Origin of the sequence: Pseudomonas brassicae, assembly GCF_010671725.1 — a bacterium.
Taxonomy (GTDB): Bacteria; Pseudomonadota; Gammaproteobacteria; order Pseudomonadales; family Pseudomonadaceae; genus Aquipseudomonas; species Aquipseudomonas brassicae.
This window is the reverse complement of record NZ_JAAHBU010000166.1, coordinates 1-25,168: the sequence shown is the minus strand read 5'-3', so window position 1 is coordinate 25,168 and position 25,168 is coordinate 1. Positions and strand designations below refer to the sequence as shown.

Sequence of the window (25,168 nt, the reverse complement as noted above, 5' to 3'; positions counted from 1 at the left end):
GCGTTTTTTTTTGTCCCGAAAAATTCAGATAACTAGTATCCGTCTATCGCGGGCGTGTGGGGCTGCTGGGGGCTGCCGTTTGCGTTAGAATGCGCCCCTTCGTCGTCGATCTCTACCTGTTCCTGGTTCAACCCGCTAATCCCTCAGGGCAGGTTAAGCCGATCACGGTGACAATCTTTCAGGTGTGTGTTGCTCATCATGCAGGTGTTGATTCACACAACAGTTAATGGATCCAGTGATCGCATGGAAATCCATGGCCAGTATTTTTCGATAGATCAGGCTGGGCCTTTTAATAGTAAGCGCACAAGGAAGCGTTGATGAAGCTTCTCATGATTACCAACTCTCCAGAGATGGCACGTTTTGCTATCCAGAACGGTGTCGACCGTATTTTCGTGGATACGGAAATTCTAGGTAAGGAAGCCCGTCAGGGGCACCTGAGCACGGTGATCAGCAGGCACACGCTTGATGACGTTCGTCACGTCAGGTCCGCGGTGCCACCAGGGCGGTTGCTGGTGCGCATCAATCCGATTCATGAGGGCACCCAGGCCGAAATCGACAAGGCCATCGAAGCTGGGGCCGATATCCTGATGTTGCCCATGTTCCGCAATGCGGATGAAGTTCGAATATTCACCCAGGGTGTGGGCGGGCGTGCGCGCTGCAGCCTGCTGGTCGAGACGGTCGGTGCCGCAAACTCGCTACTCGAGTGCGTGCAAGTCCCTGGCGTGGATGAAGTTCATATCGGCTTGAACGATTTTCACCTGGAGCAGGGCTTGGATTTCATGTTCGAGCTCTTGGTCAATGGCACGGTGGATGAGCTGGCTGCGATTTTGCGCGAAGCGGGCGTCCCCTTCGGCATTGGCGGTATCGCGCGCGTGGGTGAGGGCATGTTGCCCGCCGAGCTGTTGATGGCCGAGCACGCTCGGCTCGGCTCCACTGCCGCGATTCTTTCCAGAACCTTCCATGGCGGCTCGTCCTCGCCGGAGCAGATCCAGGCGCAGATGGATTTTCCGGGTGAAGTGCGCAAATTGAGCCAGGTGTATGAGCATTACCTACATGCTGCGCCGGTGCTCCTGCAGGCGGCTCACAGTGAGGTGCGTGCGAGCGTGCAGGCCATCGTGAAATCCCTGCGTGTGCGCAGGGAAAAGGGCGAAGGGCGAGTGACTGAATGACCACACAGGGGCGGCGTAGCTTGCTCGGTGCTGGCTTGTTGCTGAGTGTGGCCTTGATGGCCGGACGTTTGGCGGGCTTCGGGCGCGAGGTGTTGCTGGCATCATCGCTGGGATTGTCCGAACAGGCAGATATCGCGATCGTACTGCTGACAGTGCCCGACCTGTTGGTCAATCTTCTGCTTTCGGGGGGAATTGGCGTCGCGCTGGTGCCCGCGATGCGTGCGGCAAGCCCTGCCCAGGCCGCAGCCCTTTTCCGGCAGGCATCGCTGACATTGGGTTCAATCTTTGCGGTGTTTGGCCTGTGTTTTGCGCTGCTGCCCTCGATTTGGCTGTGGTTGTTCGCGCCGGGGCTTGAGGGCGCTGCGCGATGGTTGGACGGCTGGATGCTGTATGCCATCGCTGCAGCCATTCCCTTTGCGGCACTATCAGGGGTAAGTACTGCCGCGCTCAATGCGCGTGAGCGCTTTTTCGTGGCCGGGTGCGGCACGCTTGTTTTCAACCTGTGTGTCATCGCTGCACTGCTGGTGGCGATGATCGGGGCGCAGGGCTACCTTGCCTGGTTGTGCCTGGGCATATTGTCGGGCGCTTTGCTGCGTTGGTTCAGCCAGTGGGGGGCCCTGCGTGCGAGCACGCCGCCGCAAACGCAACCGCACCAGGGCTGGCTGCTTGATCGCCGATTGCTTCAGGGGTTCGTGGCCGGGCTGGCCTCCGCCTCTTTGCTTATACTGGTGCCGGTCGCCTTGCGGGCTGGTGCGTCCTGGTTGGGCAAGGGGGAGTTGGCAGCCTTCAACTATGCAATCAAGCTGGTTGAACTGCCGCTCGGCATTTTGATCACCACGCTCGCAACGGTTGCATTTCCACGACTCAGTCAGGCGCATCAGCAGAACGATGCGACAGCATTCGAGGGGCTTCTGAGGTTGGGCTTGCAGCGCTCGCTGATGCTTTCGATCGTGGTCGTGCTGTGCGGCTGGCCGTTTGTCGATGCCGTAGTGGCCATTCTTTTTGGTTCCGGGGGGGGCAGCAGCGAAGGGCAGGCACACATTACCGCGTTGACCCAGATCGCCTTGCTCAGTGTGCCGTGGGTTGGCATCGCCAGCCTCGCGTCCGCGGCGCTTAACGCCCGCAGGCTGCCGGGGGTCGTGCTGCGCCGCACGGTGCTGGTCATGCTGGCGTTTCCTCTGCTGTGCCTTCCTGGCCTGCTGATGGGCGAACCCACCGTGCTCATGTGGGCACTGCCGCTGTTTCATCTCATTCTGGCAGTCAGCCTCATGAGTGCAGTCGCAGGCAAGCGCTTGCGGTTGGGCCGCGCACAGCTGTCCACGGTTTTGCTGTACCTGCTGGTGATAGGCAGTGTCGTAGTGGTGGGAAAGGCGGGCGACACCTTTGTGCTCAAGCCGCTGGCAGCGTTTCTGCCCGGCCCTGTTGATTTCTGGCGTGTGCTGCTTGCCGGCGTGGTATTTGCTGGCGCTGTGGCTGCGGGTCTATTGGTGTTGCGCTCTGTTAACCGGCGTGAGGAATAACGTGAAAAGACTGTTCGACATGCTCTGCGCCGCCGGAGCGATCGTAGTGCTGTCTCCTGTGTTGATTGGAGTCGCTGCGCTCATCTATTTTTCCGACTTCGGGCCTGTGTTGTTCAAGCAGCGTCGAGTAGGGCGCGCAGGGCGCGAGTTCTTCATTTATAAGTTCCGCAGCATGGTGCTCAATGCCGAAAGCCTGGGGGGGTACTCCACTGCCGAAGGTGATCCGCGCATCACCCGTGTAGGTCGGTTCATCCGGCGCACCAGCCTGGATGAGTTGCCGCAACTGTTCAATGTGTTGCTCGGCCATATGAGCGTGGTCGGGCCGCGCCCGGACGTACCCGCGCAGCGAACGCTGTATACCGAGCAGGAATGGCGTATTCGACATAGTGTTCGTCCAGGTATCACGGGGCTCGCGCAGGCAACACTTCGTTCGGCTGCGACCGAGCAGCAGCGAAAGCAACTGGACCTGCAGTATGCCCAGCAAGCGTCGTTGATGAAGGATCTCGAAATTATCGCGATGACGTTCAAACAGGTTTTCGGAAAAGGCGGCAACTGAAATGTGCGGTATTTTTGGATATTTTCATCGTCAGGGTCAGTCGTTGGCCTTGGATACCGTACGCGCCATGGGGGAGACGATCCGCCATCGCGGGCCAGATGACCAGGGTGTGTTCAGTGCGCCGGGGTTGGCTTTGGGCAATCAGCGTCTTTCAATCATTGATCTGGCGGGCGGCCATCAACCTTTTGTTTCAGATGATGGCAACGTCGTCGTTGTGCAGAATGGTGAAATATTCAATCACCTGGAGTTGGCGCAGGAACTCGCAGGTACTGCCCATGCCTGTCGCACACACTCAGATACCGAGGTGCTGTTGCGGCTTTACGAGCGTGACGGCATATCGTTCGTCAGCAAGCTCAACGGCATGTTTGCCATCTCGATCTACGATGCGCGAGAGCAGGCCATGTACCTTGTACGTGACAGAATCGGCGTCAAGCCTCTGTACGTGCACGATGATGGTAGCCAACTGACGTTTGCGTCGGAAATAAAGTCCATTCTCAAGGCCGGCATCCCTCATCCACCGATGGATGAGGAGGCACTTCATCACTACCTGACATTCAACTATGTACCTGCACCCTTCACCTTGTATCAGGGTGTGCGTCACCTCATGCCGGGGCACCTGATGAAGGTCACGCGCGAAGGTGCGCAGGTATCCTGCTGGTGGGACCTGGCGGCCATTGAGCCGGTTCACGGGCGTAGTGAAGAGGAATGGATCGAAGAGTTCAACACCATTCTCGATGATGCCGTGCGTCTGCGTCTGCGTTGCGACGTGCCGTTCGGGGCATTCCTCTCTGGCGGGGTGGATTCAAGCACTATCGTGGGCCTGATGGCTCGGCACATGAACGAGCCGGTAAAGACCTTCTGCATCGGTTTCGACGATCCGCGCTACGACGAGTCGGCCTATGCCGAGGAAGCCGCCCAGCGTTTCGGCGCACAGCATGTGATGGAGCGCGTTGAGCCTGACATGCTGGACTTGTGGCCGATGGCTACCTACCACTGCGACCAGCCCCACGGCGATGTATCGTTCCTGCCGACGTATCGGGTTTCGGCCTTGGCTGCCGCGCACGTCAAGGTCGTTCTGACCGGTGATGGCGGTGATGAGCTGTTTGCGGGCTATGACAAGCACCGCGACTTCTTTGCCAGGCCTGAAGTGGCAACGTGGAGCGACGAAGAGTTCCAGCGCAAGTATTTCGACAGCATTTCGCTGTTCACGCATCAGGGCAAGCAGGCGCTCTATACGCCTGAACGTGCGCGCCGTCTGGACCGGTTGGACTCGTTTGACGTGGCCGCCCCTTACTTCAAGGCGGTTGCTCATCAGGATCGTATCAACCAGGCCTTGTACCTGGACATGCAGCTGTTGTTGTCTGGCAACAACCTGGTCAAGCCAGATCGCATGGGCATGGCCGTATCGTTGGAGGCACGTACACCGTTTCTGGACTATCGCATGATGGAGTTTGCGTTCCGCATGCCTGGCTCGCTGAAGCTCAAGGACGGTGTCACCAAGTACCTCTACAAGAAGGCGGTGGCGCCTTTGATCGGCGACAACCTGGCGTATCGGAAAAAACAGATGTTTACGGTTCCGGTAGGCGAGTGGTTCAAGACGACCAAGGCGGATTACTGTCGTCAGAACATGCCGGCCGAGGTGTTCGATCAGGACGCGATGGCGCGTATGAATGACGCCCACATTTCAGGTGAAGAAAACCGAACGCGTGAGCTGCGTGCCCTGATTGCCTTGAGCCACTGGCAAAAACACTGCTAGTGGTTTTCCCATGCACGTGAACGTTTTTCTGCGCGTCGGCCGACGCCCCGAAACAGGATGAGGGAACAGGCAACGTGAGTATTGCTGGATGACTGGTAATGAGCCTTTAGCGTGCATCCCATCGCCAGCCGCGCGTATGCCGGTGGTGCTGGTTGCTTATGGCGGCGGACATGTCGCCATGTTGGCCCCCGTAGCACGCAGCCTGCTGCAGCGTGGCCACGCTGTCGTGTTTCTTGCGTTGACCACGGCCGGTGCGTACCTGGAGCGTGTTGGCATACCGTGCATCGGCTACAGGCATTTGCCGGAGGCCGGCAGAACCGAGGTTGCCGAGTGGGGTCGGCAACTGACCCGCGAGCTGGCCCCTGGGGGAGCGGTGCCGCTGGAAGAGTCGATTGCCTACATGGGGCTCAATTACCGGGAGCTGGTCGAAGAGCACGGCCCTGAAGACGCGGCACGGCTGTTCGCCGAGAAGGGACGGCAGGCATTCTGCCCCGTCGCGATGTTCAAGCGCTGGTTCGCAGAGCTGCGTCCCTCGCTGGTCATGGCGACCAACTCGCCGCGCAGTGAGCAGGCCGCTCTGCAGGCTGCCGGTGAGCTGGGTATTGCATCGATCTGCGCAGTGGATCTTTTTGCAATGCAGGAGATCCAGTGGATAAGGACACCTGGCTATGCAAGCCGAATCTGCGTGTTGAACGAACAGGTGAGGGATATGTTCGTCGCGCAAGGTTGTCGTGCTGATAGCGTGGTGGTCACCGGCAATCCGGCATTCGAGCGCTTGCAGCAGCCGGAGGTACGTGAAGCCGGCCGCGCCTTGCGCGCTGCCAAGGGCTGGGGTACGGCCGAGACGGTGGTGCTCTGGGCTTCGCAGGTGGAGCCCGAGCGCCATCCGTTTACGGCACTTGCAGGCGATCCGACCTTTCCGCGTCGAATCGAGGCAAGCCTGCGCGAGTTTGTCTCGGCTCATGAGCAGTACCGGCTGGTGGTGCGTTACCACCCCAGTGAGCGTGTCGAATTCCAGGCAGGCCAGGGGCGTGTTGAGTTGAGCCCCTCCAGTGAGGATCTGGCGACGTTGTTGCATGCGGTGGATGTTGTCGTCGTTGCGACCTCCACCGTGGGGCTTGAAGCCTGTTTGGCGGGGCGTGCCGTGCTTTCGGTCAAAGGGTCCATGTTCACCCCGGATGCACCCTATGGTCAGATGGGCATTGCGACAGAGGTGGCCTCTGCCGAGCTGCTTGGCCAGGCGTTGTCCTCGATCGATCTTCAGGCAGTTGTGCGTCCTGACGAGTTGCCCGAGCGCAGTGAGCAGCTCAGCCCTACCGAGAAGCTGGTTGCAGTGATCGACGCATTGCTGGAGGCAGACGGCGTGCTTCGGCAGGGGTAGACGCATTGGCGCCTTTCCAACATCAGGGTGCAGCGTTGAGATCGATATGTACGTCATTTCTGTGCCGTTGAGCCAGGCTGCCATGCATCGCCTGAATATCGATGCTTGTGTGGCCGGTGACCTTTCAGAAATTCAATTGGATGACGATGAGTTCGCGGCACTCTGGCACACAGGTATTTTCAGCCAGGCCAATAGCGTACTTGGGGTAAATATCGATAGCTACGAGGACGAAGCCGTGCTGGGTAGGGGGCGGCTTGAGCTGCTCAGGGGGCTGGTGCACGCCTGCATGGTGGAGCATTCATCGGTCGATGCACTGTTCAGGCTCCGGTCGCAGGTCGACATTGCGCTTGAACATGGAACCGGGATGTATCTTTACTTCTAGACCTCATGTGCAACAAGGGCCCGTAATGGGCCCCTTGGGCAAGGTGTCAGTGCTTGCTGTCGTCACCCGACATGCTCAGCAATTGCTTTTCGTGGTTCCAGTCGAAGGGCTCATCGTTCTCTTCTGCTTCAAAACGACGCTCCTCCAGTTCCTGGTACAGGTCCAGTTCCTCGTCGGGCATGTAATGCAGGCAGTCACCACCGAAGAACCACAGCAGGTCGCGAGGGATCAGGTGGGCGATCTGTGGGTAGCGCTGGATGACCTGGCAGATCAGGTCCTGGCCCAGGTACTTGCTTTCCGGGTCGACGGGCAGTTGCTGCATCAGGTCGTCGAAGCGCTCCAGGAACAGCGCGTGGCTTTCTTCCGGCACCTGCTCGGCCTCACCCAGCGCGGCCAGGATCGTGCGCAGGTGGGTGAGCAGGGCGAGATGGTATTCCAGTTGAGCGGTGGCGGTAGCCATGCTGGCGATCCTCTAGAGCAAAAAACAGGCGCGCGAGTATACGGCTCCCTGCGCCTGATGTCCCGGCTGATCGACGTTCAGCGCACCTTGCCCTCCGCTGGCAGCAGCTCTTCCTTGCTGAAGGCATCCACATCGATTACCTGACGCCGTGCAGCTTCGGCCTCGTGCAGGCTTTGCGCTTCGCCTGGCTGCAGTACATTGGCCTGGAGCGCCGCATCAATCAGTGACTGGCCCGGCGCGGGGGCCAGTTGCCCGCCCTTGTGCGCCTGATGAAGCTTCTTGTGCAGCGGTGCGCAGGCGACAAGCAGGTCGCTGGCCTGTTGCAGCGCACCGACCGGGTCATTGGCATCAGTCGGGCGATAGCAGCCGGCAAGCAGTTCTTCCAGTGCGGGGTCTCCTTTGGCACGCCCCAGCAGGCCGGCGACCTCGGCATCCAGCGCGTCGGAGGGGCCGGTATGGCGGCGCCCGAAGGGGAAGACCAGCACGCGCAATGCGGCGCCCAGGAAGCGGTTCGGGAAGTTCTCGAGCAGGCGGTCCAACGCCTTCTCGGCTTGCCCCAGGCTCTCTTCCATTGCCCAGCGCAGCAGTGGTTGCAGGTAATCGGGCGAGTTCTGGTCGTGGTAGCGCTTGAGTGCCGCCGAGCCAAGGTACAGGTTGCTCAGCACATCGCCCAGGCGCGCCGACAGGCGCTCGCGGCGCTTCAGTTCGCCGCCCAGCAGCATCATGCACAGGTCTGCGAGCAAGGCGAAGGCCGCTGCCTGGCGATTGAGGGCGCGGAAGTAACCCTGGCTCAGGGCATCGCCCGGCGCTTTCTCGAAGTGCCCCAGGCCCAGGCCCAGCACCAGGGTGCTGGCCGCATTGCCCACGGCAAAGCCGACGTGCCGAAGCAGCAGCGCGTCGAACTCCTTGAGCGCCTGGTCGTGATCCTCGCGGCCGGCCAGGGCCATTTCCTTGAGCACGAAGGGATGGCAGCGGATCGCCCCCTGGCCAAAGATCATCAGGTTGCGCGAGAGGATGTTGGCGCCTTCCACGGTGATGAAGATCGGCGCGCCCTGCCAACTGCGCCCCAGGTAGTTGTTGGGGCCCATGATGATGCCCTTGCCGCCGTGCACGTCCATGGCGTGCTGGATGCATTCGCGCCCGCGCTCGGTGAGGTGGTACTTGAGAATGGCGGACAGCACCGAAGGTTTTTCCCCCAGGTCGACGGCGTTGGCAGTGAGCTGGCGTGCGCTGTCCATCAGCCAGGCGTTGCCGCCGATGCGTGCGAGCGATTCCTGGATACCCTCGAAGGCGGCCAGGGGCACATTGAACTGTTCGCGGATGTGCGCGTACTGGCCCGTCACCAGGCTGGTGTACTTGGCGGCGCCAGTGCCGACGGCAGGCAGCGAGATCGAACGGCCCACCGACAGGCAGTTCATCAGCATCATCCAGCCCTTGCCGAGCATGGCCTGGCCGCCGATGAGGAAGTCCAGCGGGATGAACACGTCCTTGCCGCTGTTGGGGCCGTTCATGAAGGCGGCGCCCAGTGGCAGGTGGCGCTGGCCGATCTCGACGCCGGGGGTGTCGGTGGGGATCAGCGCCAGGCTGATACCCAATGCTTCCTCTTCACCCAGCAGGTGGTCGGGGTCGTACGCCTTGAAAGCCAGGCCGAGCAGGGTGGCCACCGGCCCGAGAGTGATGTAGCGCTTCTCCCAGTTCAGGCGCAGGCCAAGCACCTCTTCCCCTTGCCACTGGCCCTTGCAGATGATGCCGGTGTCCGGCATGGCGCCTGCGTCGGAGCCCGCCAGCGGGCCGGTCAGTGCGAAGCAGGGGATGTCGTCGCCACGCGCCAGGCGCGGCAGGTAGTGATTGCGTTGTTCATCGGTGCCGTAGTGCAGCAGCAGCTCGGCCGGGCCGAGGGAGTTGGGCACCATCACGGTGGACGCCAGGTCGCCGCTGCGGGTGGCCAGCTTCATGGCGACCTGCGAGTGGGCATAGGCTGAAAAACCCTTGCCGCCATACGCCTTGGGGATGATCAGGGCGAAGAAGCCATGCTGCTTGATGTGCGCCCAGGCCTCGGGCGGAAGGTCCATGTCCTGGCCGATCTGCCAGTCGCTGACCATGGCGCACAGCGCCTCGGTGGGGCCATCGAGAAACGCCTGCTCTTCGTCTGTCAGCTGGACCTTGGGGTAGGCCAGCAGCGTGTTCCAGTCGGGGCGGCCACTGAACAGTTGGCCATCCCACCACACCGTGCCGGCATCGATGGCCTCGCGCTCGGTCTGTGACATGGGCGGCAGGGTGCGCTGGAACCAGCCGAACAGGGGCGCCGTCAGCCAGCTGCGGCGCAGGTCGGGCAGCAGCAGGGGCGCCGCCGTGGCCGCCAGCAGCAGCCACAATACCGTCAGCAGCCACCCCGGCGCATGGCTGAACAGCCCCATTGCCAACAGGTAGGCGGCGACGATGCCCATGGCCGGCAGGGCCGCCACGCGCCGGTGCGCCAGGTAGGCGATGCCGATGACGAGGACCACTAACCACAACAGCAACATATGCTTTCCTCCGTGAAACTCCAGAAATAGCCATCCGACAGAGCTTAGACCGCTTGTGCCAAACAACCCATCTGAACAGTGACAGGACATGACGCCCGGAAGTTCGTTGCAATCGAGCCGGGCGCACAGTGATCGTTCATGCGTACGGTTGGGGTAGACTGGCCATCCACTGCACTCATCAGGAGTCGTCATGCTGAAGATCTGGGGACGCAAGAACTCGTCCAATGTGCGGAAAGTGTTGTGGTGTGCCCAGGAACTGGGCCTGGACTACCAGTCCATCGATGCCGGTGGCGAGTTTGGCCTGGTTGACCAGCCGCAGTATCGCGCATTGAATCCCAACGGCCGGGTGCCGATGATCGAAGACGGCGCACTGGTGCTGTGGGAGTCCAACAGCATCGTGCGCTACCTGGGCGCGCGCTATGGCGCAGATACCCCGTGGTATCCGGCTGACCCAGTGGCGCGGGCCCAGGCCGACAAGTGGATGGACTGGACTACCTCGTCGCTGGCCGTGCCGTTTCGCCCGCTGTTCTGGGGGGTGTTGCGCACGCCCGCCGAGCAGCAGGACTGGGTGCAGATCAACGCCGCGCACAAACAGTGCGCCGAGCTGCTGTCGATCGCTGACCAGGCGTTGGCTGCCCAGCCCTACCTGTCGGGGGAGGACGCCGGCATGGGCGACATTCCGCTGGGCTGTTTCGTCTACGCCTGGTTCGAAATGCCGATCGAGCGCCCCGAGATGCGCCATCTGCGCGCCTGGTACGAGCGTCTGCGCCAGCGCCCTGCGTATCAGGCCGCGGTCATGACCGCGCTGACCTAACGTCGTAGCTGATAGTTACTATCGATACACTTCACTGTACTTGCGTGGCCTGGGCAAGCACCATGGCCACATTCGCCGCGGTCGACCGTGATTGACCGCCTGATTCGTGAACCTTCCAACTGGTGCGTAGACCCGCTATGAGTTCTGCTCTGTCCATTCGGCAGCTAACCAAGACCTACGGCAATGGCTTCCAGGCCCTCAAGGGCATCGACCTGGACGTCGCCGAAGGTGATTTCTTCGCCTTGCTCGGCCCCAACGGCGCCGGCAAATCCACCACCATCGGCATTCTTTCGACCCTGGTGAACAAGACCAGTGGCACGGTGAATATCTTCGGCCACGACCTGGACCGCGAGCCGGCCGCGCTCAAGCGCAGCATCGGCGTGGTGCCCCAGGAATTCAATTTCAACCAGTTCGAGAAAACCTTCGACATCGTGGTGACCCAGGCCGGTTACTACGGTATCCCGATGAAGGTGGCCAAGGAGCGCGCCGAACAATACCTGACCCAGCTGGGCCTGTGGGACAAGCGCGATGTGCCGTCGCGGTCGCTGTCGGGCGGCATGAAGCGCCGGCTGATGATTGCCCGTGCGCTGATCCACGAGCCGCGCCTGCTGATCCTCGATGAGCCGACTGCCGGTGTCGATATCGAGCTGCGTCGTTCGATGTGGAGCTTTCTGACCGAGCTCAACCAGAAAGGCATCACCATCATTCTGACCACCCACTACCTGGAAGAAGCCGAGCAACTGTGTCGTCACATCGGCATCATCGACCACGGCACCATTGTCGAGAACACCAGCATGCGCAAGCTGCTCGGTACGCTGCACGTCGAGACGTTCCTGCTGGACCTCAAGCATGACCTGGCGCAAGCGCCGCAACTGAGCGGCTATCCGTGCCGGCTGATCACCCCGCATACCCTGGAAGTGCAGGTAGACAAGGAGGTAGGCATCACCGCGCTGTTTGGCCAACTGGCCTTGCAGAACATCGAGGTGCAGAGCCTGCGCAACAAGACCAATCGTCTCGAGGAGCTGTTCGTGTCCCTGGTGGAAAAAAACCTGGCGAAGGTGGCGGTATGAGTTCGGAGCTGCGCGCAATCTGGTCGCCCTCAACACCATCGTCTACCGCGAAGTACGTCGTTTTACCCGGATCTGGCCGCAGACCCTGCTGCCCCCGGCCATCACCATGGTGCTGTACTTCGTGATCTTCGGGAACCTCATCGGCCGCCAGATCGGCGACATGGGCGGTTTCACCTACATGGAGTACATCGTGCCGGGGCTGATCATGATGTCGGTGATCACCAACTCCTACGGCAATGTGGTATCGAGCTTCTTCGGCAGCAAGTTCCAGCGCTCGATCGAAGAGCTGATGGTATCGCCGGTGTCGCCGCACACCATCCTCATCGGCTACACCCTGGGCGGCGTGCTGCGCGGGCTGGCGGTGGGCGTGATCGTGACCTTGCTGTCGCTGTTCTTCACCCACTTGCAGGTGCATCACCTGGGCGTGACGGTGCTCGTGGTGCTGCTGACGGCCACGATCTTTTCACTGCTGGGCTTTATCAATGCGGTATTTGCACGCAACTTCGATGATATTTCGATCATCCCGACTTTCGTGCTGACCCCGCTGACCTACCTGGGCGGCGTGTTCTATTCGATCACGTTGTTGCCGCCGTTCTGGCAGACCGTGTCAATGGCCAACCCGGTGCTGCACATGGTCAACTCGTTCCGCTACGGCATCCTCGGGGTGTCGGATATCCGCATCGGCGTTGCCATCACCTTCATGCTGGTGGCCACGGCGGTACTCTATCTGGGCTGCATCCGCCTACTGGTCAGTGGGCGAGGAATGCGCAGCTGACTTGTGCTTGCGTCTGCGCCACTGCCTGCCTACCCACCAGCGCCAATAGAGCATGGTCAGGCAGTAGGCCAGCGCCCCCAGCAGCACCCCGCACACCACCGAGCCCAGCAGGAACGGCTGCCACAGCGTTGACAACTGGTCGGTGATCCACTCGAAGGTCAGTTCTTCGGGCAGCGTGCGCGGCGGTATCTGCATCAGCCATGCGCCCATCTGGTAGGTGCAATAGAACACCGGTGGCATGGTGAACGGGTTGGTCAGCCACACCAGGCTGACGGCGATCGGCATGTTGCCGCGCACCAGGATCGCCAGGCTGGCGGCCAGCAGCATCTGCATGGGGATGGGGATGAACGCGGCGAACAGCCCGACAGCCATCGCCCGCGCCACCGAATGGCGGTTCAGGTGCCAGAGATTGGGGTCGTGCAGCAGCCGGCCGAGAAAGCGTAAGGATTTGTGTTCCCGAATGCTCGTCGGATCGGGGATGTAGCGTTTGAAAAGTCGACGCGGCATGTGGGGTCTCGGCGCTCTGAAGGTGGCCAGTATGCACGGATTCTAAACAGCGCCAATTCAGACTTTGTGACAATTAATAAGCGAGTTGCCAGCCTGATTGATCTAAGCCTGAGGGGGAAGATTGCTCGGGAGCTGCAACGCATGCGCACAGGGATGTTGGCGCTTGCCCTCGGATTGCTGTGCCTGAGGGTATTACCGGTTTTGCCGTCGGTCGGCCTGTTGGCTGCCATTGCCAGCGTGGGTGCACTTTGTCTGCTGCGCCGCTGCACTGTGCCCGGCCTGTTCCTGCTGGGGTTCGCCTGGGCATGCGTGTCGGCACAGTGGGCGCTGGATGATCGCCTCAGCCCGCACCTGGAGGGCGTGACCCTCGTGGTTGGAGGGCGGGTGGGTGGCCTGGCGGCAGCAGGGTGAGCGTGCGGTGCGGTTCGAGTTGGCCGATGCCGCTTCACGCCGTGCGACGTTGCCACGCCGTATCAGCCTGAGCTGGTTTGGCGGGCCGGCGGTACGCAGTGGCGAGCGCTGGCGCCTGGCCGTGCAGCTGCAGCGTCCGGCCGGCCTGCTCAACCCGCATGGCCCCGATCAGGAAGCCGCCTTGCTGGCTCGGCGCATCGGTGCCACCGGCAGCGTGAAGGCGGGCGAGCGCTTGGCACCGGCTGCGTATGCCTGGCGCGACAGCGTACGCCAGCGCCTGCTCGCGGTGGACGCCCGCGGGCGTGAAAATGCCCTGGCCGCGCTGGTGCTGGGGGATGGCGCCGCGCTGGCGCGCCACGACTGGCAGATCCTGCAGGCGACCGGTACGGTGCACTTGCTGGTGATCTCCGGTCAGCATATCGGGCTGTTGGCCGGCCTGGTGTATGCGCTGGTGGCCGGGCTGGCCCGCTGGGGGCTGTGGCCGCGGGCCTTGCCCTGGCTGCCATGGGCGTGTGGCCTGGCCTTCGCGGCGGCCTTGTCCTATGGCCTGCTGGCGGGGTTCCAGGTGCCGGTGCGACGCGCGTGCATCATGTTGGCGGTGGTGCTGTTGTGGCGCCTGCGCTTTCGGCATCTTGGCGTGGGCGTGCCGCTGCTGCTGGCACTCAACGGGGTGTTGCTGGTCGAGCCACTGGCCAGCTTGCAGCCCGGTTTCTGGTTGTCGTTCACGGCAGTGGCAGTGCTGACGTTCATTTTCAGTGGCCGGCTGGGTGCCTGGAGTCCCTGGCGAGCATGGGGGCGGGCGCAAGGGTTGATCGCCATCGGTTTGCTGCCGGTGTTGCTGGTGCTGGGGCTGCCGGTAAGTCTTTCGGGGCCGCTGGCCAATCTACTGGCGGTACCCTGGGTGAGCCTGGCCGTGCTGCCCCTGGCGTTGACCGGTACGCTGCTGTTGCCGGTGCCGCTGCTGGGCGCGGGGCTGCTGTGGCTGGCGGGTGCGGCACTGGCAGGATTGTTCTGGCTGCTGGCGCTGCTTGCGCAGTGGCAGGCGGCCTGGATACCTGCGGCGTTGCCGGTATGGGCGTGGCTGCTGGTATGCATCGGCGCCGTACTGGTCTTGCTGCCAAGCGGCCTGCCGATGCGCCTGCTGGGCTGGCCCTTGTTGCTGATGGCGGTGCATGCGCCACGCGCCGAGCTGCCTGCCGGCCAACTGGAGGTCTGGCAACTGGACGTGGGCCAGGGCCAGGCCTTTCTCTTGCGCACGCGCCAGCACGCGATGCTCTACGACGCCGGGCCTGCCATGGGCGGCAGCGACCTCGGCGAGCGGGTGGTGGTACCCACCTTGCACGCGCTGGGCGTGCGCGGCCTGGACCTGATGCTGCTCAGCCACGCGCATGCGGACCATGCCGGTGGTGCGCTGGCCGTGCAGCGAGGCTTGCCGGTCGCGCGGGTGGTCGCAGGCGAAGCCGCCGACGCGCCGAGGTCGTTGCGAGCGCAAGCGTGCACCAGCGGCGAGCGCTGGCAGTGGGATGGCGTGCACTTCAGCCTGTGGCAGTGGCGCGATGCGGGGGACAGCAACCAGCGCTCCTGCGTGCTGCGCGTGGAGGCGGGTGGCGAGACCTTGCTGCTGACCGGCGATATCGATGCGCGTGCCGAGCGTGCCTGGTTGCGTGGGCCCATGGCGGGCCGGGTGGACTGGTTGCAGGCCCCGCACCATGGCAGCCGAACCTCCTCCAGCCAGGCCTTTGTGGAGCATACCCAGCCGCGTGGGGTGCTGATTTCGCGGGGGCGCACAACGCCTTTGGTCACCCGCACCCGCAAGTGGTGGCACGCTATCAGGCGCTGGGTATCCGCGTGCATGACAGTGCCGTGCAGGGGGCCGTGCGGCTGCTGCTGGGGCGTTTCGGCGAAGCGCTCGGGCAGCGCAGTCAGCGGCGCTTCTGGCGTGAACCGACATGACGTTGTTCGGCGTTGTGGCCCCCTATGGTAAAGTGGCGGACTTTTTCGAGGGGGTCCTTACTGTGTGGGAATTGGTCAAGTCCGGTGGTTGGATGATGCTGCCGATCATTCTGAGTTCCATCGCTGCCATGGCTATCGTCGCCGAGCGCCTGTGGACCCTGCGCGCCAGCCGCGTAACCCCGCCGCACCTGCTCGGGCAGGTATGGCGCTGGATCAAGGACAAGCAGCTCAACAGCGAAAAGCTCAAGGCCTGCGTGCCGATTCACCCCTGGGCGAGATCCTGGCTGCGGGCCTGGCCAACTCCCGACATGGTCGCGAGATCATGAAGGAATGCATCGAAGAGGCCGCCGCGCGTGTCATCCATGAACTGGAACGTTACATCAACGCACTGGGCACCATCGCGGCAATGGCACCGTTGCTCGGCCTGCTGGGGACGGTGCTGGGCATGATCGACATTTTCAGTGCCTTCACGGGGTCTGGCATGACCACCAACGCTTCGGTGTTGGCCGGCGGTATTTCCAAGGCACTGATCACCACCGCGGCGGGTTTGATGGTGGGTATCCCGGCGGTGTTCTTCCATCGTTTCCTGCAACGGCGCATCGATGAACTGGTGGTCGGCATGGAGCAGGAAGCGATCAAGCTGGTGGAGGTTGTGCAGGGCGACCGCGACGTCGACCTGAGCGAGGCCAAAGCGTGAAATTCCGGCGCAAGCCACGCGAGACCGTGGACATCAACCTGGCATCGCTGATCGACGTGGTGTTCATTCTGCTGCTGTTTTTCGTGGTGACCACCACCTTCACCCGCGAGACCCAGTTGCGCGTCGAACTGCCCGAGGCCGTTAGTGGTGCGCCGGCGCCGGACAGCGAACTCAAGCAGTTGGAAGTCACCATCAGTGCCGAAGGCGTCTACTCGGTCAACAACCACCTGTTGCCCAAGAGCGACCTGGGCACGTTGACCGAGGCCATGCAGAAAGAGTCCCAGGGTGACACCAAGATGCCGTTGTCAATCAGTGCCGACGGCAAGACCCCGCACCAGGCGGTGGTCACGGCCATGGACGCGGCGGGCAAACTCGGTTTCAGCCAGTTGCGCATGACCACGGTCGAGGCCGCGCCGGAGGCACCCTGATGGCGTTTGCCGATCGCTTGCTGCAGGCCTGGTATGCCGGCCATCCGGCATTGCTGCTGCTGCGTCCGCTCGAAGCCCTTTACCGCCGGGTCGTGCGGGGCAAGCGCGAGCGCTTCCTGGCCGGGCAGGGCAAGATCTACCGCGCACCGGTCCCGGTGCTGGTGGTAGGCAACATCACGGTGGGCGGTACCGGCAAGACCCCGCTGATTCTGTTTCTGATCGAGCACTGCCGCCAACGAGGCCTGCGTGTAGGGGTGGTCAGCCGTGGCTATGGCGCCACGCCGCCACAGTTGCCCTGGCGTGTGCGCGCCGATCAATCGGCCGAGCAGGCAGGCGACGAACCCTTGCTGATCGTGCAGCGCACCGGCGTGGCGCTGATGATCGACCCTGACCGCGGGCAGGCGGTGCGTGCCCTGCTCGACGCCGAGCCGTTGGACCTGATCCTGTGCGACGACGGCATGCAGCACTACCGCCTGGCGCGTGACCTGGAGCTGGTGCTGATCGATGCCGCCCGTGGCCTGGGCAATCGTCGTTGCCTGCCGGCCGGCCCATTGCGTGAGCCGGTCGAGCGCTTGAACGAGGTGGATGCGGTGCTGTTCAACGGCGCGCGGCCGACCGTGACGACGGCTTTGCCTTTACACTGGCGCCCACGGCGCTGGTCAACCTGCGCAGTGGTGAGCGCCGTGGCCTCGACCACTTTGCGCAGGGGCAGGCGCTGCACGCGGTGGCCGGGATCGGCAACCCGCAACGGTTCTTCAATACCTTGCAGGGGCTGGGCTGGCAGCCGCTGCCGCACGCGTTTGCCGACCATGCGGTATACAGCGCCCAGGCCTTGAGCTTCAGCCCGCAGCTGCCGCTGATCATGACTGAAAAGGATGCGGTGAAATGCCGTGCTTTCGCCGCTGACGACTGGTGGTATCTTGCGGTCGATGCAGTACCTTCGCCGGCCTTTGCCGCCTGGCTCGACGCGCAACTGGCGCGTTTGCTGCCGGGGCAGTGCCGGCCCTGACATTTTTCTTTTTCCGGCCACAGGCCTGAGGCATTTTCATGGACACCAAATTGCTCGACATCCTTGCTTGCCCGATCACCAAAGGCCCGCTCAAGCTCAGCGCCGACAAGACCGAGCTGATCAGCAAGGGGGCCGGCCTGGCTTACCCGATCCGTGATGGCATCCCGGTCATGCTGGAAACCGAAGCGCGCACCTTGACTGACGACGAGCGTCTGGACAAATGAGCCTGGATTTCACCGTCGTGATTCCCGCACGCCTGCGTTCTACCCGCCTGCCCGGCAAGCCGCTGCTGGAGATCGCCGGCAAGCCGATGGTGCAGCACGTGTGGGAACAGGCGCGCAAAAGCAGCGCCACACGGGTTGTGATCGCCACCGATGACCCAGGCATTGTCAGCGCCTGCCAGGCGTTTGGTGCCGAGGTGTTGCTGACCCGTGAAGACCACGAGTCGGGCACTGACCGCCTGGCCGAAGTCGCCACCCAGCTGGGGCTGGCGCATGACGCCATCGTGGTCAATGTGCAGGGCGACGAACCGTTGATTCCGCCTGTGATCATCGACCAGGTGGCCGCCAACCTGGCAGCGCACCCTGAAGCCGGGATTGCCACCTTGGCCGAGCCGATCGAAGATGTCGACGTGCTGTTCAATCCCAATGCGGTCAAGGTGACCGCCGATTGCAATGGCCTGGCCCTGACTTTCAGTCGGGCACCGCTGCCGTGGGCGCGTGATGCGTTCGCGCGCGGGCGCGAGCAGTTGCCCGCCGGTGTGCCGTACCGTCGGCACATCGGCATGTATGCGTACCGCGCCGGCTTCCTGCAGGACTTCGTCGGCTGGGGCCCTTGCTGGCTTGAGCAGACCGAAGCGCTGGAGCAGTTGCGTGCGCTGTGGAATGGCGTGCGCATTCATGTGGCCGACGCGCTGCAGGCGCCGCCGGTAGGCGTAGACACCCCTGAAGACCTGGAGCGCGTACGGCGCTTGCTGGAGGCCTGATGCGCGTTCTGTTCGTGTGCCTGGGCAATATCTGCCGTTCGCCGACGGCCGAGGGCGTGTTGCGCCATCAGTTGCACCTGGCGGGCCTGGCTGATCAGGTTGAAGTGGCCTCGGCGGGCACGGGTGACTGGCATGTGGGCAAGCCGCCCGACAGCCGTACCCAGCGTGCCGCGTTGCAGCGTGGTTATGACCTGTCGGCGCAGCGTGCGCAGCAGGTGAGCCCACAGGACTTTGGCCGCTACGACCTGATCCTGGCCATGGACAACAGCAACCTGGAGCACCTCAAGGCCCTGCAGCCGTCCAACGGCAAGGCTGAGCTGGACCTGTTTCTGCGCCGCTTCGACGCTGAAGTGGATGAGGTTCCCGACCCGTACTACGGCGGCGAAGCGGGTTTCGATCGCGTGCTGGACCTTGTCGAATCTGCATGCCGTGGTCTGGTGGTCGAGCTGAAGGGGCGGGTATGAGCGTGCAGGTGCAGTCGCAGGTATCGCTCAAGCCCTACAACACGTTCGGTATCGAGGTGAAGGCGCAGTACTTTGCCCAGGCCCACAACGACGACGAGGTACGTCAGTTGCTGGCTCATGCGGCCGAGCGACAGCTGCCGGTGCTGGTGATCGGTGGGGGCAGCAACCTGCTGCTGACCGCTGATGTTCCTGCGCTGGTGCTGCGCATGGCCAGTGCGGGCGTGCGCGTGCTGTCAGATGACGGCCAGCGCGTGGTGGTCGAGGCCGAGGCGGGTGAGCCCTGGCATCCGTTCGTGCAGTGGACGCTTGCCCACGGCCTGGCTGGGCTCGAGAATCTCAGCCTGATTCCGGGCACGGTAGGGGCTGCGCCGATGCAGAACATCGGCGCCTACGGCGTGGAGATCAAGGACGTGTTCGCCGGCCTGACCGCACTGGACCGCCAGACCGGGCAGTTGCATGCGTTCGATCTTGAACAGTGTGATTTTGCGTACCGGGACAGCCTGTTCAAGCGCAATCCGGGGCGCTGGTTGATTCTGCGTGTGCGCTTTGCGCTCAGTCGTGCACAGCAGTTGCACCTGGATTACGGCCCGGTGCGTCAGCGCCTGAGCGAACAGGGCATCGAGCAGCCGACAGCGCAGAACGTCAGTGATGCCATCTGCAGTATCCGTCGCGAGAAGCTGCCTGACCCGGCCGAGCTGGGCAATGCCGGGAGCTTCTTCAAGAACCCGGTAGTGAGTGCGCAGTTGGCTGCGCAGGTGCGTGATGCGCACCCCGGCGTGGTGGGTTATCCACAGGCTGATGGCCAGGTGAAGCTGGCGGCGGGGTGGTTGATCGAGCAGGCCGGCTGGAAGGGCTTTCGGGAAGGGGATGCTGGAGTGCACCGCCTGCAGTCGCTGGTGCTGGTGAATTATGGACAGGCCAGTGGTGGTCAGCTGTATGCACTGGCACAGCGGATCCAGGCCGATGTGCTGGCGCGCTTCGGCGTCGAGCTCGAGATGGAGCCTAATCTGTACTGACCCGCCCAATACAAGATCTACAGGCAATAAAAAGCCCCGCCAGTTTGCACTGGCGGGGCTTTTTAATGGCCGTCAGACGAGCGGTTTATGCTCTTCTTCGGTTTGCTCGGCGCGTGCTGCAGCGGCAGCCGCTTCAGCTTCGCGCTTGCGACGACGCACTTCACGTGGGTCGTTGGGCGCGCGACCGTTGGCCAGGGTGACGACCGGTGCTTCAACCTCTGCAGGTTCGCCAGCCGGTGCTTCAGCCTCGGCAACCGGTGCAGGCTCTGCGACCACGACTGGCTCGGCCTCCACCGCAACCGGCGCTTCAGGCTCGCTCGGCAGGGCAATCACAGGCTCGGCAGCGACCGGTGCTTCAACCTCGGCTTGAGCCGGTGCCTGGGCGACAGGCGCTTCGACAGGCGGTTCAACCGGGGCTTCAACAGGCGCTTGCACCGCGGCTTCGACAGGTTGCGGAACCACTTCGACTTCAGGCTCAAGGCTCGGCTCGGCGGCTTGCACGGGCGCCTCGAAAGGTTGCTCGACTGCAGGGGCTGCGACAGCCTCTTCGACGGCAGTTTCGACAGCAGGCTGTTGCACGGCTTCAACTGGCTCGACGCTGGCTTCAACAGCCACAGGCTCGACAGTACCCGCCTCGAATGGCGTTTCGGCTACCACTGCTGGCGTGTCGTCAACCGAGGCAGTAGCGCGCTCGGCCTGAACGTTGGCCTGTGCTCGGCATCAGCGCTGATGTTGCTGGTGGCAACGGCGGCGGTGACGGCCAGGCCGGCAGCCAGTTCGGCGACCGATGGCTGAGCGGTGTTCTCGCTGCGGGCTTCGGTGGCTTGCTCGGATGCTTGTTCGGTGCCTTCTTCGGCGCCGTCTTCGCTGCCTTCTACCACGTTGCCGTTGGCATCACGCTGACGCTCGCGACGGTTGCTGCGACGACGCTGACCGCGCGAGCGACGACGAGGACGTTCGCCTTCGGCGCCTTCCTGGTTGTCATCCTGCAGCAGTTCTTCGTTCGGCAGTTGCTCTTCTGTCACTTCCTCGACCGCTTCGGCCGGGCGTGGCTGACGCTCCTCACGTGGCGGGCGCGGTGCGCGCTCTTCACGTGGCGCACGCTCTTCGCGCGGTGCACGTTCTTCACGTGGGGCGCGTTCTTCGCGAGGCTGACGTTCTTCACGCGGTGCGCGCTCCGGGCGTTCTTCACGCACGGCGGGGTGGCAGCATCGAGCGGCTCACGCAGTTCACGTACCGGGCGCTCTGCGCGATCTTCGCGTGGGCGACGATCTTCACGCGGTGCGCGCGGTTGACGCTCCTCGCGCGGTGCGCGAGGTGCACGTTCTTCGCGGGCGGAGGTCTCTTCGCGGGCTTCGCGTGGCTGGCGCTCTTCACGCGGGGCGCGCTCGGCACGCTCTTCGCGCGGCTTGCGGTCTTCATCGCGACGGCCGTTGCGGTTGCGGCTCTGCTGGCGACCGTTACGGCGTTCTTCGTTGCGCTGCGGGCGCTCGGTGGCAGGCTTCTCGGTCACTACCGGGGCGGCAGCAGCCGGTTCGTCCTTGCCGGCGAACAGGCTCACCAGCGACTTCACCAGGCCCTTGAACAGGCTTGGCTCAGGCATGCTGTGTACCGGTGCAGTCGGTGCGACTGGCGCTTCCGGGGCAGGAACGGGGGCGTTGGCGCGGGCCGGAGCGGTCTTGACCGCAGCTTCCTGGCGAACCAGGGTGCGGGTGGCGGCGGCGGGTTGCACTTCTTCGGTTTCGGTCGCAGCGATTTCGTAGCTGGACTGGCTGTTCAGCGCTTCCGGGCTGTCATCGCGCAGGCGCTGGACTTCGAAATGCGGGGTTTCCAGGTGGTCGTTCGGCAGGATGACGATACGTGCCCGGGTGCGCAGTTCGATCTTGGTGATCGAGTTGCGTTTCTCGTTGAGCAGGAACGCGGCAACCGGGATCGGCACCTGGGCGCGCACTTCGGCAGTGCGGTCCTTCAGGGCTTCTTCCTCGATCAGGCGCAGGATCGCCAGCGACAGCGATTCGACGTCACGGATGATGCCGGTGCCGCTGCAGCGCGGGCAGACGATGCCACTGCTTTCACCCAGCGAAGGGCGCAGGCGCTGACGCGACATTTCCAGCAGGCCGAAGCGCGAAATGCGCCCGACCTGAACGCGTGCACGGTCGGCTTCGAGGCACTCGCGCACCTTTTCTTCGACGGCGCGCTGGTTCTTGGCTGGAGTCATGTCGATGAAGTCGATGACGATCAGGCCGCCGATGTCACGCAGGCGCAGTTGGCGGGCGATTTCCTCAGCCGCTTCCAGGTTGGTCTGCAGGGCGGTTTCTTCGATGTCGCTGCCTTTGGTGGCGCGCGCCGAGTTGATGTCGATGGACACCAGTGCTTCGGTCGGGTCGATCACGATCGAGCCGCCGGACGGCAGGTCGACCACGCGCTGGAAGGCGGTTTCGATCTGGCTTTCGATCTGGAAGCGGTTGAACAGCGGCACGCTGTCTTCGTACAGCTTGATCTTGCTGGCGTACTGCGGCATCACCTGGCGGATGAAGGTCAGGGCTTCTTCCTGGGCGTCGATGCTGTCGATCAGCACTTCGCCGATGTCCTGGCGCAGGTAGTCGCGGATGGCGCGGATGATGACGTTGCTTTCCTGGTAGATCAGGAACGGTGCGGCGCGGTCAAGCGAGGCTTCCTTGATGGCGGTCCACAGCTGCAGCAGGTAGTCCAGGTCCCATTGCATCTCTTCGCTGCTGCGGCCCAGGCCGGCAGTGCGCACGATCAGGCCCATGTCGGCAGGCGCGACCAGGCCATTGAGCGCTTCACGCAGCTCGTTGCGCTCTTCGCCTTCGATGCGGCGGGAGATGCCGCCGGCACGCGGGTTGTTCGGCATCAGCACCAGGTAACGACCGGCCAGGCTGATGAAGGTGGTCAGGGCTGCGCCCTTGTTGCCGCGCTCTTCTTTCTCGACCTGGACGATGACTTCCTGGCCTTCGCTGAGCACTTCCTTGATGTTCACCCGGCCTTCGGGCGACTTCTTGAAGTATTCGCGGGAGATTTCCTTGAGGGGCAGGAAGCCGTGACGCTCGGAGCCGAAGTCGACGAAGGCGGCTTCAAGGCTGGGCTCGATGCGGGTGATCTTGCCTTTGTAGATGTTGGCTTTTTTCTGCTCGCGTGCGCCGGACTCGATGTCCAGGTCGTAGAGGCGCTGGCCGTCTACCAGAGCAACACGCAACTCTTCGGGTTGAGTTGCGTTAATCAGCATTCTTTTCATGTAGTACCGTCGGTTTCCGGGCTGCCGGAAACGGCGTTCGGCACACACGACTTCTCACGGTCGGTGTCAGGGTGCGTCAGGGGTGGCGGGCCATCCCGTGTCCAGCGGCTTGCGGTCGGACTGGTCACCCAGTGCTGCCGAAGTCGCGACGACGCGTCCTGCTAGCTGTGGTGTCAAATGCACTCAGTCAGGAGGAGGAATCAGCCTTCGGCCGTGGACACCCACTGGGTATCTTGATCAAGACCGGGTCCGGTTCGCGGGCCAGAGGGCCTGCGGGCTGGACGCAGTACTACACGGTCCGACGGTTGTGCATCTCCACCCTACACGTATCCCTGATAATTCGGGTGCTGCCGCGCGCTGAATCCGCAACGGGTTGCAGTTATCGCCAGCTCCATACGGGAGCCCGCGCTTTCTATGGCTAAGGCTGGTATTTCCGAAGTATCCGCCATGACTGCGTGAAAGCGATTGCACTGAAGGAGTGGGCATCGAGAAAAAACGTGCAGGAGGGCCAAACACCGCTCTTGTTGTTTTTTATCGGTCTTCTCTCATCGGTGCTGGTAGCGATTCCAGGCACTTCTGTAAACTGGCGAACGCCCCGTCGGACGGCCTCGCGTCCTCGAGAATTGCGTAGGTCAGGGCCGGCTCAAAGCCATTGGTCCGCTGGCCAGCCGCTTTTGGCGGCGTTCGCGACTATAGCAGCAATCATTAAGTGCTTCAAATCCATAAAAAATTGTTATGATTCGCAAATGACGACTACTACCCCTCCGACCTCCGGCGTACAGCTGATCGAGGTCGCGCCGGAACTTGCCGGCCAGCGCATCGACAACTTTCTGATCACCGCACTCAAGGGCGTTCCCAAGACCTTGATTTATCGCATTTTGCGCAAAGGCGAAGTGCGTGTGAACAAGGGGCGGATCAAGCCTGAGTACAAACTGCAGGCCGGCGATATCGTGCGTGTACCGCCCGTTCGTCTGCCCGAGCGCGACGAGCCGGTGCCGTTGGCACAGGGCCTGCTTCAGCGCCTCGAAGCAGCGATCGTGTACGAAGACAAGGCGCTGATCGTGCTCAACAAGCCAGCCGGTATTGCCGTGCACGGTGGCAGTGGGCTCAATTACGGCGTGATCGAAGCCTTTCGTCAGTTGCGCCCCGATACCAAGGAACTGGAGCTGGTGCATCGCCTTGATCGCGACACCTCCGGGCTGCTGATGATTGCCAAGAAGCGCAGCATGCTGCGCCACCTGCACGCCGCGCTACGCGGTGATGGCGTCGACAAGCGCTACATGGCGCTGGTGCGTGGCCACTGGGCGACCGCCAAGAAGCAGGTCAATGCACCACTGCTCAAGAGCAACCTGCGTTCGGGTGAGCGCATGGTCGAGATCAACGAAGAGGGCAAGGAAGCCTTGACCCTGTTCCGCGTGCTGCGGCGTTTCGGTGATTTCGCGACCATGGTCGAAGCGCGCCCGATCACCGGGCGTACCCATCAGATCCGTGTGCATGCCCTGCATGCGGGCCATTGCATTGCCGGCGACAGCAAATACGGCGATGAAGACTTCACCCGCGAGATCCGCGAACTGGGCGGCAAGCGTCTTTTCCTGCACGCCTATGCGCTGACCGTACCGCTGCCGGATGGCGGCGAGCTCAAGGTCGAGGCGCCGGTGGACGAGATGTGGGCCAAAACCGTGGAGCGTCTGAGTGCGCCGTGATTACGACCTGCTGATTTTTGATTGGGACGGCACGCTTGCCGACTCGATCGGGCGTATTGTCGAGGCGATGCATTGTTCGGCCGAGCGTGCGGGATATCCGCTGTGTTCGGATGAGGCGGTCAAGGGCATCATCGGCCTGGCATTGCCGGAGGCGATCAGTACCCTCTACCCGCACCTGGATGAAGGCGAGGTTGTCGCGTTCCGTCAGCACTACGCCGACATCTATATGGCACTCGACCGCCAGCCATCACCGCTGTACCCCGGTGTGCTTGAAGCGCTCCAGGGTTTCAAGGCCGAGGGTTATCACCTGGCTGTGGCCACCGGCAAGGCC

At 62.9% G+C, this 25,168-nt stretch carries 21 protein-coding genes and 4 pseudogenes; 19 read left to right on the top strand and 6 right to left on the bottom strand.

All coding sequences use genetic code 11. The features are described 5' to 3' along the window. Window positions 1-317 precede the first annotated feature (317 nt). The 6 genes from G3436_RS13330 to G3436_RS13305 all read left to right on the top strand — a co-directional run bounded on the left by G3436_RS13330 (window position 318) and on the right by G3436_RS13305 (window position 6,764). Window positions 318-1,169, top strand: a complete 852-nt coding sequence (locus G3436_RS13330; RefSeq protein ID WP_163945641.1) for an aldolase/citrate lyase/malate synthase family protein — start codon at window positions 318-320, stop codon at window positions 1,167-1,169. Then, window positions 1,166-2,689: a lipid II flippase MurJ gene (locus tag G3436_RS13325; protein ID WP_163945638.1), complete on the top strand. Its 1,524-nt coding sequence runs from the start codon at window positions 1,166-1,168 to the stop codon at window positions 2,687-2,689. Before G3436_RS13330 ends, G3436_RS13325 begins: the two co-directional genes overlap by 4 nt. Window position 2,690: 1 nt before the next feature. Beyond that, the gene (locus G3436_RS13320; protein ID WP_338001250.1) at window positions 2,691-3,245 is read left to right on the top strand and encodes a sugar transferase; all 555 of its coding nucleotides are present in this window, start codon (window positions 2,691-2,693) and stop codon (window positions 3,243-3,245) included. A 1-nt stretch (window position 3,246) separates the two neighbouring features. Then, window positions 3,247-5,001: an asparagine synthase (glutamine-hydrolyzing) gene (gene asnB / locus G3436_RS13315; protein ID WP_163945636.1), complete on the top strand. Its 1,755-nt coding sequence runs from the start codon at window positions 3,247-3,249 to the stop codon at window positions 4,999-5,001. A gap of 136 nt (window positions 5,002-5,137) precedes the next feature. Beyond that, a complete protein-coding gene (locus tag G3436_RS13310) occupies window positions 5,138-6,382 on the top strand; it encodes a UDP-glycosyltransferase (RefSeq protein ID WP_163945635.1) in 1,245 nt (414 codons plus the stop codon). Window positions 6,383-6,428: 46 nt separating this feature from the next. Continuing rightward, a complete protein-coding gene (locus G3436_RS13305; RefSeq protein ID WP_163945633.1) occupies window positions 6,429-6,764 on the top strand; it encodes a hypothetical protein in 336 nt (111 codons plus the stop codon). Between the two features lie 46 nt (window positions 6,765-6,810). Here the strand turns inward: G3436_RS13305 and G3436_RS13300 are convergent, their stop codons facing one another. Together G3436_RS13300 and G3436_RS13295 are read right to left on the bottom strand one after the other, a co-directional pair. Continuing rightward, window positions 6,811-7,224: a PA2817 family protein gene (locus tag G3436_RS13300; RefSeq protein ID WP_163945631.1), complete on the bottom strand. Its 414-nt coding sequence runs from the start codon at window positions 7,222-7,224 to the stop codon at window positions 6,811-6,813. 77 nt (window positions 7,225-7,301) lie between these two features. Beyond that, window positions 7,302-9,749, bottom strand: a complete 2,448-nt coding sequence (locus tag G3436_RS13295; protein WP_163945628.1) for an acyl-CoA dehydrogenase — start codon at window positions 9,747-9,749, stop codon at window positions 7,302-7,304. A gap of 190 nt (window positions 9,750-9,939) precedes the next feature. Between G3436_RS13295 and G3436_RS13290 the strand changes: the two genes are divergently transcribed. From G3436_RS13290 to G3436_RS13280, 3 genes and pseudogenes are all read left to right on the top strand, one after another. Further along, the gene (locus tag G3436_RS13290; protein ID WP_163945624.1) at window positions 9,940-10,563 is read left to right on the top strand and encodes a glutathione S-transferase family protein; all 624 of its coding nucleotides are present in this window, start codon (window positions 9,940-9,942) and stop codon (window positions 10,561-10,563) included. 137 nt (window positions 10,564-10,700) lie between these two features. Beyond that, entirely contained in the window at window positions 10,701-11,633 is a 933-nt protein-coding gene (locus G3436_RS13285) for an ABC transporter ATP-binding protein (protein ID WP_163945620.1), read from the top strand. After that, window positions 11,630-12,408, top strand: a pseudogene (locus tag G3436_RS13280) (ABC transporter permease). The gene G3436_RS13285 and the pseudogene G3436_RS13280 overlap by 4 nt, the downstream one beginning before the upstream one ends. Here G3436_RS13280 and G3436_RS13275 read toward each other — a convergent pair. Further along, window positions 12,376-12,915, bottom strand: a complete 540-nt coding sequence (locus G3436_RS13275) for a DUF2062 domain-containing protein (RefSeq protein ID WP_163945617.1) — start codon at window positions 12,913-12,915, stop codon at window positions 12,376-12,378. The pseudogene G3436_RS13280 and the gene G3436_RS13275 sit on opposite strands and share 33 nt — an antisense overlap. A 141-nt stretch (window positions 12,916-13,056) precedes the next feature. On the opposite strand from G3436_RS13275, the pseudogene G3436_RS13270 reads away from it, so the two are divergent. From G3436_RS13270 to murB, 8 genes and pseudogenes are all read left to right on the top strand, one after another. Next, a pseudogene (locus G3436_RS13270) lies at window positions 13,057-15,279 on the top strand (DNA internalization-related competence protein ComEC/Rec2). A 62-nt stretch (window positions 15,280-15,341) separates the two neighbouring features. Then, a pseudogene (locus tag G3436_RS13265) lies at window positions 15,342-15,976 on the top strand (MotA/TolQ/ExbB proton channel family protein). Continuing rightward, window positions 15,973-16,404 (top strand): biopolymer transporter ExbD, encoded by a 432-nt coding sequence (locus G3436_RS13260; RefSeq protein WP_163945614.1) that lies wholly within the window; start codon window positions 15,973-15,975, stop codon window positions 16,402-16,404. The pseudogene G3436_RS13265 and the gene G3436_RS13260 overlap by 4 nt, the downstream one beginning before the upstream one ends. Continuing rightward, a pseudogene (gene lpxK, locus G3436_RS13255) lies at window positions 16,404-17,413 on the top strand (tetraacyldisaccharide 4'-kinase). Before G3436_RS13260 ends, lpxK begins: the two are co-directional and overlap by 1 nt. Window positions 17,414-17,451: 38 nt before the next feature. Further along, a complete protein-coding gene (locus G3436_RS13250; RefSeq protein WP_049861532.1) occupies window positions 17,452-17,637 on the top strand; it encodes a Trm112 family protein in 186 nt (61 codons plus the stop codon). Then, on the top strand, window positions 17,634-18,398 hold the full coding sequence (gene kdsB, locus G3436_RS13245; protein WP_163945611.1) for a 3-deoxy-manno-octulosonate cytidylyltransferase: 765 nt from the start codon (window positions 17,634-17,636) through the stop codon (window positions 18,396-18,398). The genes G3436_RS13250 and kdsB overlap by 4 nt, the downstream gene beginning before the upstream one ends. After that, window positions 18,398-18,862, top strand: a complete 465-nt coding sequence (locus tag G3436_RS13240) for a low molecular weight protein-tyrosine-phosphatase (protein WP_163945608.1) — start codon at window positions 18,398-18,400, stop codon at window positions 18,860-18,862. The genes kdsB and G3436_RS13240 overlap by 1 nt, the downstream gene beginning before the upstream one ends. Next, complete coding sequence (gene murB / locus G3436_RS13235; protein ID WP_163945605.1) at window positions 18,859-19,878, top strand: UDP-N-acetylmuramate dehydrogenase; 1,020 nt, start codon at window positions 18,859-18,861, stop codon at window positions 19,876-19,878. The genes G3436_RS13240 and murB overlap by 4 nt, the downstream gene beginning before the upstream one ends. A 72-nt stretch (window positions 19,879-19,950) precedes the next feature. Here the strand turns inward: murB and G3436_RS27600 are convergent, their stop codons facing one another. The 3 genes from G3436_RS27600 to rne are packed head-to-tail and all read right to left on the bottom strand — an operon-like array spanning window position 19,951 to window position 23,125. Further along, window positions 19,951-20,535, bottom strand: coding sequence for a hypothetical protein (locus G3436_RS27600; protein WP_243667131.1), 585 nt, complete (start codon window positions 20,533-20,535; stop codon window positions 19,951-19,953). Then, window positions 20,529-20,903 (bottom strand): hypothetical protein, encoded by a 375-nt coding sequence (locus tag G3436_RS27595; RefSeq protein WP_243667130.1) that lies wholly within the window; start codon window positions 20,901-20,903, stop codon window positions 20,529-20,531. Before G3436_RS27595 ends, G3436_RS27600 begins: the two co-directional genes overlap by 7 nt. Continuing rightward, window positions 20,900-23,125: a ribonuclease E gene (rne, locus tag G3436_RS13230; RefSeq protein ID WP_243667129.1), complete on the bottom strand. Its 2,226-nt coding sequence runs from the start codon at window positions 23,123-23,125 to the stop codon at window positions 20,900-20,902. The genes G3436_RS27595 and rne overlap by 4 nt, the downstream gene beginning before the upstream one ends. A gap of 755 nt (window positions 23,126-23,880) precedes the next feature. Here rne and rluC point away from each other — a divergent pair. Both rluC and G3436_RS13220 read left to right on the top strand, forming a co-directional pair. Further along, complete coding sequence (rluC, locus tag G3436_RS13225) at window positions 23,881-24,837, top strand: 23S rRNA pseudouridine(955/2504/2580) synthase RluC (protein WP_163945602.1); 957 nt, start codon at window positions 23,881-23,883, stop codon at window positions 24,835-24,837. Then, window positions 24,827-25,168 (top strand): HAD hydrolase-like protein (locus G3436_RS13220; RefSeq protein ID WP_163945598.1); only part of this gene is annotated, 342 nt, incomplete at its 3' end. The genes rluC and G3436_RS13220, both read left to right, overlap by 11 nt.